The organism is Streptomyces sp. NPDC056296 (assembly GCF_042268605.1).
Lineage (GTDB): Bacteria > Actinomycetota > Actinomycetes > Streptomycetales > Streptomycetaceae > Streptomyces.
The window spans coordinates 140,438-152,337 of the sequence record NZ_JBHJRX010000012.1 but is presented as its reverse complement, the minus strand read 5'-3'; the positions used below and the strand labels follow the sequence as shown (position 1 = coordinate 152,337).

The 11,900-nt window shown below is 71.5% G+C and carries 8 protein-coding genes; 1 reads left to right on the top strand and 7 read right to left on the bottom strand.

What is annotated here, in order from left to right:
- Positions 1–17: 17 nt before the first annotated feature.
- The 6 genes from gnd to tkt are packed head-to-tail and all read right to left on the bottom strand — an operon-like array spanning position 18 to position 8,518.
- On the bottom strand, positions 18–899 hold the full coding sequence (gene gnd, locus ACFCZF_RS11790; RefSeq protein WP_375904849.1) for a phosphogluconate dehydrogenase (NAD(+)-dependent, decarboxylating): 882 nt from the start codon (positions 897–899) through the stop codon (positions 18–20).
- 1 nt (position 900) lies between these two features.
- Positions 901–2,553: a glucose-6-phosphate isomerase gene (gene pgi / locus ACFCZF_RS11785; RefSeq protein ID WP_376671526.1), complete on the bottom strand. Its 1,653-nt coding sequence runs from the start codon at positions 2,551–2,553 to the stop codon at positions 901–903.
- Complete coding sequence (gene opcA / locus ACFCZF_RS11780) at positions 2,546–3,481, bottom strand: glucose-6-phosphate dehydrogenase assembly protein OpcA (protein ID WP_376671525.1); 936 nt, start codon at positions 3,479–3,481, stop codon at positions 2,546–2,548. The genes pgi and opcA overlap by 8 nt, the downstream gene beginning before the upstream one ends.
- A complete protein-coding gene (gene zwf / locus ACFCZF_RS11775) occupies positions 3,478–5,256 on the bottom strand; it encodes a glucose-6-phosphate dehydrogenase (RefSeq protein WP_376671524.1) in 1,779 nt (592 codons plus the stop codon). Before zwf ends, opcA begins: the two co-directional genes overlap by 4 nt.
- The gene (tal, locus tag ACFCZF_RS11770; RefSeq protein WP_376671523.1) at positions 5,253–6,398 is read right to left on the bottom strand and encodes a transaldolase; all 1,146 of its coding nucleotides are present in this window, start codon (positions 6,396–6,398) and stop codon (positions 5,253–5,255) included. Before tal ends, zwf begins: the two co-directional genes overlap by 4 nt.
- 35 nt (positions 6,399–6,433) lie before the next feature.
- Positions 6,434–8,518: a transketolase gene (gene tkt, locus ACFCZF_RS11765; RefSeq protein WP_376671522.1), complete on the bottom strand. Its 2,085-nt coding sequence runs from the start codon at positions 8,516–8,518 to the stop codon at positions 6,434–6,436.
- Between the two features lie 156 nt (positions 8,519–8,674).
- On the opposite strand from tkt, the gene ACFCZF_RS11760 reads away from it, so the two are divergent.
- Positions 8,675–9,604, top strand: coding sequence for an AraC family transcriptional regulator (locus ACFCZF_RS11760; RefSeq protein ID WP_376671521.1), 930 nt, complete (start codon positions 8,675–8,677; stop codon positions 9,602–9,604).
- A 139-nt stretch (positions 9,605–9,743) separates the two neighbouring features.
- On the opposite strand, the gene ACFCZF_RS11755 is transcribed toward ACFCZF_RS11760, so the two are convergent.
- Positions 9,744–11,852: an MMPL family transporter gene (locus tag ACFCZF_RS11755; RefSeq protein WP_376671520.1), complete on the bottom strand. Its 2,109-nt coding sequence runs from the start codon at positions 11,850–11,852 to the stop codon at positions 9,744–9,746.
- Positions 11,853–11,900: the final 48 nt, after the last annotated feature.

Genomic DNA, 11,900 nt, shown 5'->3' with positions numbered 1-11,900 from the left:
GACCGCCCGAGGAGCGCCTACTTCTTGGCGGCCTCCACCGCGTGCCCGCCGAACTGGTTGCGCAGCGCGGCGATCATCTTCATCTGCGGCGAGTCGTCCTGCCGGGACGCGAACCGCGCGAAGAGCGAGGCCGTGATCGCGGGCAGCGGCACGGCGTTGTCGATGGCCGCCTCGACGGTCCAGCGTCCCTCGCCGGAGTCCTCCGCGTAGCCGCGCAGCTTGTCGAGGTGGTGGTCCTCGTCGAGGGCGTTGACGGCCAGGTCGAGGAGCCAGGAGCGGATGACGGTGCCCTCCTGCCAGGAGCGGAAGACCTCGCGGACGTTGTCCACGGAGTCGACCTTCTCCAGCAGCTCCCAGCCCTCGGCGTAGGCCTGCATCATGGCGTACTCGATGCCGTTGTGGACCATCTTGGAGAAGTGGCCGGCGCCGACCTTGCCCGCGTGGACGTAGCCGTACGGGCCGTCGGGCTTGAGCGCGTCGAAGACCGGCTTCAGGTCCTCGACGGTCTCCTTCTCGCCGCCGACCATCAGGGCGTAGCCGTTCTTCAGGCCCCACACACCGCCCGAGACACCGGCGTCGACGAAGTTGATGCCGCGCCTGCCCAGCTCCTCGGCGTGCTTCTCGTCGTCCGTCCAGCGGGAGTTGCCGCCGTCGATGACGGTGTCGCCGGGCTTGAGCAGCGTGGCGAGCTGGTCGATGACGTGCTGGGTGGCGGCGCCGGCCGGGACCATCACCCAGACCGCGCGCGGCCGGTCCAGCTGGTCGACGAGGTCGACCAGGCTGTTGACGTCGGCCTTCTCCGGATTGGTGTCGTATCCGACGACGGTGTGGCCGGCGTTGCGCAGACGCTCGCGCATGTTGCCGCCCATCTTGCCGAGACCCACGAGACCGATCTGCATGTCAGTGCACTTCCTTCAGTTCACGGTAGGCGGCCACCAGCGCGGCCGTGGACGGATCGAGACCGGGCACGTCAGCGCCCTCGGTCAGGGCGGGCTCGACGCGCTTGGCGAGGACCTTGCCGAGCTCCACGCCCCACTGGTCGAAGGAGTCGATGTTCCAGATCGCGCCCTGCACGAACACCTTGTGCTCGTACAGCGCGATGAGCTGGCCGAGTACGGACGGGGTCAGCTCGGTGGCCAGCACGGTCGTGGTGGGGTGGTTGCCCCGGAAGGTGCGGTGCGGCACCTGCTCCTCGGGCACACCCTCCGCCCGGACCTCCTCGGCGCTCTTGCCGAAGGCCAGCGCCTGCCCCTGGGCGAACAGGTTGGCCATCAGCAGGTCGTGCTGGGCCTTGAGTTCGTCGCTCAGTTCGGCGACGGGCCGGGCGAAGCCGATCAGGTCGGCCGGGATGAGCTTGGTGCCCTGGTGGATCAACTGGTAGTACGCGTGCTGCCCGTTGGTGCCGGGCGTACCCCAGACCACCGGACCGGTCTCCCACTCCACCGGACGCCCGTCGCGGTCGACCGACTTGCCGTTGGACTCCATGTCGAGCTGCTGGAGGTAGGCCGTGAACTTCGACAGGTAGTGGCTGTACGGCAGTACGGCGTGCGACTGGGCGCCCATGAAGTTGCCGTACCAGACGCCCAGCAGACCCAGGATCAGCGGGGCGTTGTCCGGGGCCTCGGTGTTGCGGAAGTGCTCGTCGACGATGCGGAAGCCGTCGAGCATCTCCCGGAAGCGGTCCGGGCCGATGGCGATCATCAGGGAGAGGCCGATCGCCGAGTCGTACGAGTACCGGCCGCCGACCCAGTCCCAGAACTCGAACATGTTGGCCGTGTCGATGCCGAACGCGGCGACCTTCTCGGCGTTCGTCGACAGCGCGACGAAGTGCTTGGCGACCGCCTTCTCGTCGCCGTCCATCCCGGCCAGCAGCCAGGAGCGCGCCGAGGTCGCGTTCGTGATCGTCTCGATGGTGGTGAACGTCTTGGACGCCACGATGAACAGCGTCTGGGCCGGATCCAGGTCCCGGACCGCCTCGTGCAGGTCGGCGCCGTCCACGTTCGACACGAACCGGAACGTGAGCGAGCGGTCGCTGAAGGCCCGCAGCGCCTCGTACGCCATCGCCGGACCGAGGTCGGAGCCGCCGATGCCGATGTTGACGACGTTGCGGATGCGCTTGCCGGTGTGGCCGGTCCACTCGCCGGAGCGGACCCGGTCGGCGAAGTCGGTCATGCGGTCCAGCACGGCGTGCACCTTGGGGACGACGTTCTCGCCGTCCACCTCGATCACCGCGTCCCGCGGGGCGCGCAGCGCGGTGTGCAGCACCGCCCGGTCCTCGGTGATGTTGATCCGCTCACCGCGGAACATGGCGTCGCGCAGGTCGAACACGCCGGTGGCGGTGGCCAGTTCCCGCAGCAGGGCCAGCGTGTCGTCGGTGACCAGGTTCTTGGAGTAGTCGATGCGCAGATCGCCGACGCGCACGACGTACCGCTCCGCCCGCCCGGGGTCCGAGGCGAACAGCTCGCGCAGGTCCGGCCGCGGCAGCGCGTCCTTGCGGTGGTCCGCCAGCGCGGTCCACTCGGGCCGCCGGTCGAGCTTCGGGGTGTCAGACATGGACGGGGGTCTCCTTGCCGGCCTCGCCGCGCAGGGCGACGGCGTACATATCGTCGGCGTCGAGGCGCCTGAGCTCCTCGGCGATGAGTTCGGCGGTCGAGCGGACCTTGAGCGCGAGGGAGCGCGGGGGCTGGTCGGGCAGGGTCATCGTGGCGAGCGGGCCCTCCGGCCGGTCGATGACGATCTCGCCGTTCGCGGTGCCCAGGCGGACGGCCGTGACGACCGGTCCGTCGGTGACCACCCGGTCGACCCGGACGTGCAGCCGGGCCTCCAGCCAGCGGGCCAGCAGTTCGGCGGCCGGGTTCTCGGCCTCGGCCTCGACGGTCGCCGAGGTCACCGGCACCCGGGCCTGGTCGAGTGCCGCGGCGAGCATGGAGCGCCACAGCGTCAGCCGGGTCCAGGCGAGGTCGGTGTCGCCGGGCGTGTACGCGCGGACCCGGCGCTCCAGGACCTCCATCGGCCGCTCCACCGCGTACAGGTCGGTGATCCTGCGCTGCGCCAGCGCACCCAGCGGGTCCCCCGCGGGGTCGTCCGGTGCCTCCACCGGCCACCACACGACGACCGGGGCGTCCGGCAGCAGCAGCGGCAGCACCACCGAGTCGGCGTGCTCGGACACCTCCCCGTACATGCGCAGCACGACCGTCTCACCGGTGCCGGCCTCGGAGCCCACCCGGACCTCGGCGTCGAGGTGCGAGCGGGTGCGGTCGCGCAGGTTGCGGGGGTGACGCTTGATGACGACCAGGGTGCGCGAGGGGTGCTCGTGCGAGGCCTCCTCGCCCGCCTTGACCGCGTCGTAGGCGTTCTCCTCGTCGGTGACGATCACCAGCGTGAGCACCATGCCCACGGCCGGGGTGCCGATGGCCCGGCGGCCCTGCACCAGCGCCTTGTTGATCTTGCTTGCCGTGGTGTCGGTCAGGTCGATCCTCATGGCCTGCGCCAGCTCCGTCCGTCTCGTGCGAGCATCTCGTCGGCTTCCCGCGGTCCCCAGCCGCCCGAGGGGTACTGCGCGGGCCTCTCGTGCGCGGCCCAGTACCCCTCGATCGGGTCGAGGATCCGCCAGGACTCTTCCACTTCCTGGTGACGGGGGAACAGGTTGGCGTCGCCCAGCAGGACGTCCAGGATGAGGCGTTCGTACGCCTCCGGGCTGGACTCCGTGAACGACTCGCCGTACGCGAAGTCCATGGACACGTCCCGGATCTCCATGGACGTGCCCGGCACCTTGGAGCCGAACCGCACCGTCATGCCCTCGTCGGGCTGGACCCGGATGACGATCGCGTTCTCGCCCAGCTCCTCCGTCGCGGTGGAGTCGAAGGGGGAGTGCGGGGCGCGCTGGAAGACCACCGCGATCTCCGTCACCCGGCGGCCCAGCCGCTTGCCGGTGCGCAGGTAGAAGGGGACGCCCGCCCAGCGGCGGTTGTCGATGCCCAGCTTGATCGCCGCGTAGGTGTCGGTCGTGGAGGCCGGGTCGATGCCCTCCTCCTCCAGGTAACCGGGCACCTGCGCGCCGCCCTGCCAGCCGCCCGCGTACTGCCCGCGCACGGTGTGCTCGCCGAGGTCGTCCGGCAGCCGTACCGCCTTCAGCACCTTCAGCTTCTCGGTGAGCAGCGACGCCGCGTCGAAGGAGGCGGGCTCCTCCATGGCGGTCAGGGCCATCAGCTGGAGCAGATGGTTCTGGATGACGTCGCGGGCGGCGCCGATGCCGTCGTAGTAGCCGGCCCGGCCGCCGATGCCGATGTCCTCGGCCATCGTGATCTGCACGTGGTCGACGTAGGACCGGTTCCAGATCGGCTCGTACATCTGGTTGGCGAAGCGCAGCGCCAGGATGTTCTGGACGGTCTCCTTGCCCAGGTAGTGGTCGATGCGGAAGACCTGCTCCGGGTCGAAGACCTCGTGCACCAGCGCGTTCAGGTCCCGGGCGCTGTCCAGGTCGTGTCCGAACGGCTTCTCGATCACCGCGCGGCGCCAGGAGCCGTCCGGGGCGTCGGTCAGCCCGTGCTTCTTGAGCTGCTGGACGACCTTCGGGAAGAACTTCGGCGGCACCGAGAGGTAGAAGGCGTAGTTGCCGCTGGTGCCGCGGGAGGCGTCCAGCTCCTCGACGGCCTTGCGCAGCTGCTCGAAGGCGTTGTCGTCGTCGAAGTCGCCGGGGATGAAGCGCATGCCCTCGGCGAGCTGCTGCCAGACCTCCTCGCGGAACGGCGTGCGCGCGTGCTCCTTGACGGCGTCGTGCACGACCTGGGCGAAGTCCTGGTTCTCCCAGTCCCGCCGGGCGAAGCCGACCAGGGAGAAGCCCGGCGGCAGCAGGCCGCGGTTGGCCAGGTCGTAGACGGCGGGCATCAGCTTGCGGCGGGACAGGTCGCCGGTGACGCCGAAGATGACCAGTCCGGACGGTCCCGCGATGCGGGGGAGGCGCCGGTCCTGGGGATCGCGCAGGGGGTTGCTCCAGTCGAGCGGCGCCACGGGCGTGACGGCCTTCTGGCCGGCCCCTTCCGCCTTCGCGCCCTTGGCGGCGCTGGCCGCCTGGGACTTCTTGGCGGTCCGGGCGGATCCGGCCCCCTTGGCGGCCTTCGGCGCCCCTGCGGGCCGGGACTTCTCGGCCTCCTCGGCGTGCGACGGCCCCGCCGCCTCCCGGGCGGTCCTGGCCTCCTTGGCCTCCTTCGTCGCCTTGGTCTCGTGGACCGTCGTAGCGGGAAGGTCCTCGCTCATTCCCCGTCAACTCCCTTGCTGTCGAGGGACTTCGTCACGGCGTCGAGCAGGTCCTGCCAGGCCACCTCGAACTTGGCCACGCCCTCCTGCTCCAGCTGCTGCACCACCTCGTCGTACGAGATGCCGAGCCGCTCCACGGCCCCGAGGTCCGCCCGGGCCTGGGCGTAACCACCGGTGACCGCGTCGCCCCGCACGTCACCGTGATCGGCGGCGGCGTTCAGGGTGGCCTCCGGCATCGTGTTCACGGTGCCGGGAGCGACCAGCTCCTCCACGTACAGGGTGTCCCGGAATGCCGGGTCCTTCACCCCGGTCGACGCCCACAGGGGGCGCTGGGGGTTGGCGCGGGCGCCGGCGAGGGCGGTGAAGCGGTCACCGGCGAAGACGTTCTCGTACGCCTCGTAGGCCAGTCGCGCGTTGGCCAGCGCCGCCTTCCCCCGCAGGGCGAGGGCGTCGTCCGTGCCCAGCAGCGTCAGGCGCTTGTCGATCTCGCTGTCGACGCGCGAGACGAAGAACGAGGCGACGGAGTGGACGGCCGCGAGGTCGAGTCCGGCCGCCCGCGCCCTCTCCAGGCCGGCGAGGTAGGCGTCCATGACCTCGCGGTAGCGCTCCAGGGAGAAGATCAGCGTGACGTTGACGCTGATGCCGGCGCCGATGACCTCGGTGATCGCCGGGAGACCGGCCTTCGTCGCCGGGATCTTGATCATCACGTTGGGGCGGTCGACCAGCCAGGCCAGCTGGCGGGCCTCGGCGATCGTGGCCCGGGTGTCGTGGGCGAGACGCGGGTCGACCTCGATGGAGACCCGGCCGTCCCGGCCGCCGGTGGCGTCGTACACGCCACGCAGCACGTCGGCGGCGGCGCGGACGTCGGCGGTGGTCATCATGCGGACCGCCTCGTCGACGGTGACGCCCCGGGTCGCCAGGTCCACGAGCTGCTCCTCGTAGCCCTCACCCGAGCCGATGGCGGCCTGGAAGATCGACGGGTTGGTGGTGACGCCGACGACGTTCCTCGTCTCGATCAGTTCGGCGAGGTTGCCGGACTCGATCCGCCGCCGCGACAGGTCGTCCAGCCAGATGGAGACGCCCTGGTCGGTCAGGCGTCGCAGTGCTCCCGCGGTCGCGGTTGCTTCGGTCACAGTGATCATCTTCTCTTTCCGCTTCTCGCTTCTCAGGGGTCGGCTCAGCCGCGGGCGGCGGCCAGGGATTCCCTGGCGGCGGCGGCCACGTGTTCCGCGGTGAAGCCGAACTCGGTGAACAGGGTCTTCGCGTCGGCGGAGGCGCCGAAGTGCTCCAGGGAGACGATGCGGCCCGCGTCCCCGGTGAACCGGTGCCAGGTGAGCCCGATACCGGCCTCCACGGCCACCCGGGCCTTCACGGACGGCGGCAGCACGCTCTCGCGGTACTCGCGCGGCTGCTCCTCGAACCACTCCACGGACGGCATCGACACCACCCGGGTGGGCGTGCCCTCCGACTCCAGCGCCTCCCGCGCGGCCACGGCGAGCCGCACCTCGGAGCCGGTGGCGATCAGGACGACGTCCGGGGCGCCGGTGGAGGCGTCGGCGAGGACGTATCCGCCGCGCGCCGCGTCCGGATCGCGCTCGTACGTCGGTACGCCCTGGCGGGTGAGGGCGAGGCCGTGCGGGGCCGGGTGGGTGGAGTGCCGCTTGAGGATCTCGGCCCAGACGGTCGCGGTCTCGTTGGCGTCCGCCGGGCGGACGACGTTCAGACCGGGGATGGCGCGCAGCGCGGCCAGGTGCTCGACCGGCTGGTGGGTCGGGCCGTCCTCGCCGAGGCCCACGGAGTCGTGCGTCCACACGTACGTCACCGGCAGCTGCATCAGGGCGGACATGCGCACCGCGTTGCGCATGTAGTCGGAGAAGACCAGGAAGGTGCCGCCGTAGACGCGGGTGTTGCCGTGCAGGGCGACGCCGTTCATCTCCGCGGCCATCGAGAACTCGCGGATGCCGAAGTGGACGGTGCGGCCGTACGGGTCGGCCTCCGGCAGCGGGTTGCCCTCGGGGAGAAAGGAGCTGGTCTTGTCGATCGTGGTGTTGTTCGAGCCGGCCAGGTCGGCGGATCCGCCCCACAGCTCGGGCAGTACCGGGCCGAGGGCCTGGAGGACCTTCCCGGAGGCGGCGCGGGTGGCGACGGACTTGCCGGTCTCGAACACCGGCAGGGCGTCCTCCCAGCCCTCGGGCAGCCGGCCGGCGACCACGCGGTCGAACAGCCCGGCGCGCTCCGGCTGGTCGGCGCGCCACTTGGCGATCCGCTTGTCCCAGGCGGCGTGCGCCTCGGCGCCCCGGTCCAGGGCCCGGCGGGTGTGCGCGAGGACCTCGCCGGCGACCTCGAAGGACCGCTCCGCGTCGAAGCCGAGGACGCGCTTGGTGGCGGCGACCTCGTCCTCGCCGAGGGCGGAGCCGTGGGAGGCCTCGGTGTTCCGGGCGTTCGGGGCGGGCCAGGCGATGATCGTGCGCATGGCGATGATGGAGGGGCGCCCGGTCTCGGCCTTCGCCGCCGTCAGCGCCGCGTACAGGGCGCGCACGTCGACGTCGCCGCTCTCGGCGGGCTCGACGCGCTGCACGTGCCAGCCGTAGGCCTCGTAGCGCTTGAGCACGTCCTCGGAGAACGCGGTCGCGGTGTCGCCCTCGATGGAGATGTGGTTGTCGTCGTAGAGGAAGACGAGGTTGCCGAGCCTCTGATGGCCGGCCATCGACGACGCCTCGGCGGAGACGCCCTCCTGGAGGTCGCCGTCGGAGACGATCGCCCAGACGGTGTGGTCGAACGGGGACTCGCCCTCGGCCGCCTCCGGGTCGAACAGGCCGCGCTCGTAGCGGGCGGCCATCGCCATGCCCACCGCGTTGGCCACGCCCTGGCCGAGCGGGCCGGTGGTGGTCTCCACGCCCGCGGTGTGCCCGTACTCCGGGTGGCCGGGCGTCTTGGAGCCGTGCGTGCGGAACGCCTTCAGGTCGGCCAGCTCCAACTCGTACCCGGCGAGGTAGAGCTGCGTGTAGAGGGTCAGAGAGGTGTGGCCGGGGGAGAGGACGAAGCGGTCGCGGCCGGTCCACTCGGGATCGGCGGGGTCGTGACGCATCACCTTCTGAAAGATCGTGTACGCCGCGGGGGCCAGGGCCATCGCCGTGCCCGGATGGCCGTTACCGACCTTCTGCACGGCATCGGCCGCGAGAACTCGGGCGGTGTCGACGGCACGCCGGTCGAGTTCGGTCCATTCGAAGCGGTCCGCGCCGTCCACTGTGTGCGTGCTCATCTTCAAGAAATCCTCGATCGGAGCGAAAGAATGGTCTGGCGTGTTCAAACTTAAAAGTCTGACTTTTGAGAGTGAAGGTCGAGGTGTGCCAGCCTGTGGTGAAACTGGGACACGCCCCGGCGTCCGGGCGCACGGGTGGGACGGCACGAGAAGGACATGGCGGACGAAAACATCCAAGACGGTGGCGGCGGCGGTGACGCCAGGGGCGGCGACGGGATCAGAACGTTCCCCTTCCCGGTCGATCTCAGCCTCCTCGGCGTCGGCATACAGGTCGGTCCCATGGGTGCCGGCCGCACCTGGCACGCGCAGGCCCCGCTGCACCGCGTGCACCGCATCGACTTCCACGTCGTCATGCTCTTCACCGGCGGCCCGGTCCGACACATGATCGACTTCGCCGAGTACGAGGCGACGGCCGGCGCTCTGCTGTGGATCCGGCCCGGACAGGTCCACCGCTTCTCGCAGACGAGCGAGTACCGCGGAACGGTGCTGACCATGCAGCCCGGCTTCCTGCCCCGCGCCACCGTGGAGGCCACCGGCCTCTACCGCTACGACCTGCCGCCCCTGCTCCACCCCGACGAGACACGGCTCGCCGGGCTCACGTCCGCGCTCGACCAGCTGCGGCGCGAGTACGAGGACGCCACCACCCTGCCGCTCAGCCTGCACACCGCCGTACTGCGCCACACGCTGTCCGCGTTCCTGCTGCGTCTCGCGCATCTCGCGGTCAGCTCCGCCGAGGCGGCGCGCCAGGGGCGGGCGGACACGCCGGGCGACACCACCTTCACGCTCTTCCGGGACGCGGTCGAGCGGGGCTTCGCCACCAACCACAGCGTCAGCGCCTACGCCGACGCGCTCGGCTACTCCCGCCGCACCCTCGTCCGCGCGGTGCGCGCCGCGACCGGCGAGACGCCCAAGGGATTCATCGACAAACGCGTCGTCCTGGAGGCCAGGCGCCTTCTCGCCCACACCGACATGCCGATCGGCCGGGTCGGCGCGGCGGTCGGCTTCCCGGACGCGGCGAACTTCTCCAAGTTCTTCCAGCAGCACACGGAACAGACACCGGCGGCCTTCCGGGCGGAGCTGCGCTGAGCGGCCTCGTCGGGACCACGACGCAGGGGCCCCACACGTGGGTGGAGCCCCTGCGCCCTCCTGCGGAGGACCGGGTCGCCGCTCAGCGGCCGCAGCAGAACCAGTTCATGCTCACGAAGTCCGCCGGCCGGCCGGTGCCTCAGTGGTGCGCCGGTTGCGGCGCGACCGGGGCCGCGGCCGCCTCCTCGCGCACACCGAACCGCTCGTGCGCCCGGCGCAGCGGCCTCGGAGCCCACCAGGCGCGGCGGCCCAGCAGCGCCATGGTCGCCGGCACCAGCAGCATCCGTACGACCGTGGCGTCGATCAGCACCGCCAGCGTGAGGCCCAGCCCGATCTGCAGGATCGGGGAGAAGCCGCCCGTCATGAACGCGCCGAACACCACCGCGAGGAGCAGCGCGGCACAGGTCACCACCCGCCCCGAGCGGCGCAGCCCGGTCACCACGGCCTCCCGGTCGTCGCCGGTCTGCTCCCGGGCCTCGCGCATCCGCGCCAGGATGAACAGCTCGTAGTCCATGGCGAGTCCGAAGGCGATCGCGATGATCAGCGGCGGGGCGGTCAGACTCAGCGCGCCCAGCCCCTCGGCCCCGATCAGCCCGGCGAGATGACCCTCCTGGAACACCCAGACAACGGCGCCGAGCGCGGCGGCGAGGCTGAGCAGCGTGGTCGCGATGGTGCGCAGCGGCAGCAGCACCGACCCGGTGAAGGCGAACAGCAGCACGAAGATCCCGGCCAGCACGGTCAGCGCCGCCCAGGGCGCCCGGTCGGCGAGCATCTGCCGGAAGTCGACCAGCTGGGCGGCGGTGCCGGCGACCTGGACAGGGGCGTCGCCGCGGATGTCCCGTACCCGTTCGACCAGTTCGGTGGCGGCCCTGCCGTCGACGGTGCCGGCCGGGGGCAGTTCGAGCACGGTCGTCCCGCCGGGCAGGTCACGGCTCTCGGTGCCCGGCGCGAGCGCGCGGATCCGGTCGGCCGTCGCCGCGTCGGTGCCCGGCCGCAGGACCACGGTGACCGGCGAGACCCCGGTGCCCGGCGGGAAGTGCGCGTCCACGGCGTCGTACAGCTGCCGGGCCTCGGTGCTCCTGGGGAGCTGCTGCGCGTCGCCGATGTTGATGCGCATGCCGGTGACGGGCAGCGCCAGCACCAGCAGGGCCGGGACGGCCACCGCGAGGACGGCCACGCGCCGCCGGGCCGCGAAGCGGGCCAGGCGGGCGAAGAGCCGGCCCTCCTCGCCCTTCGGACGCACCTTCGCCGGGGCGATCCTCCCGCCGAACCGTGCCAGCAGCGCGGGCAGCAGCGTCAGCGCGGCGAGCATGTCGACGACGACCACCGCGGCCACCGCCAGACCCATGCTGCGCAGGAACGTACTCGGGAAGACCAGCAGCCCGGCCAGGCTCACCGCCACCGTCAGCCCGGAGAAGAGCACGGTCCGCCCGGCCGCGGCCACCGTGCGGTGCACGGCCTCCACCACATCGGTGGTGTCCCGGCGTTCCTCCCGGAAGCGGACCAGCATCAGCAGGGCGTAGTCCACGGCGAGGCCGAGCCCCAGCATCGTCGTGACCTGGATCGCGTACACGGAGATGTCCGTGAACTGGCTGAAGGCGAACAGGCCCAGGAACGCGCCCGCGATGCCCGCCACCGCGACCAGCAGCGGCAGCCCCGCGGCGCGCAGCCCGCCGAAGATGACCAGCAGCAGCACCAGCACGACCGGCAGCGAGATCAACTCCGCGTTCTTCACGTCCTCCTGGGCCCGCTCGCCGAGCTGCTCACCCAGCAGCGGCCCGCCGCTGACATGAACCCCGGAAGCGTCGATCCCGTGCAGCCGGCCGGCCGCCGCGTCCACCGCGGCCTCCTCGGCGTCGTCGTCCAGGCTCCCCTCGAAGGCGACGGGCAGGATCAGCGCCCGTCCGTCCTCGGCGACCAGGCCGCGCATGGCGTACGGGTCGGGCACCGCGGCGACGCCCGCGATCTCCCTCAGATCGGCGACGGCCAGCTCCACCTGGGCGCGCACCCCGGGCGCGGAGACGGCGGCGGCCTCGACGACGGCGGTGATCGACTCACCCGACGGGTCGAGGCCGTCCAGGTACTCGCCGGCGACCTCCGACTCGGTCCCGGGGACGTCGGGCACGTCGTCGGAGAGCTTTCCGAAGACACCCGTACCGAGGCCGAAGCCGAGCAGCAGGAACAGGCCCCACAGGAGCATCACGGTCAGTGGGCGGCGGGTCGCCGCCCGGGCGAGTGTGGACAGCACGGTGCCTCCCGGCAATCGTCATCCGGCTGGGGATGCGTCTTTCGGCAT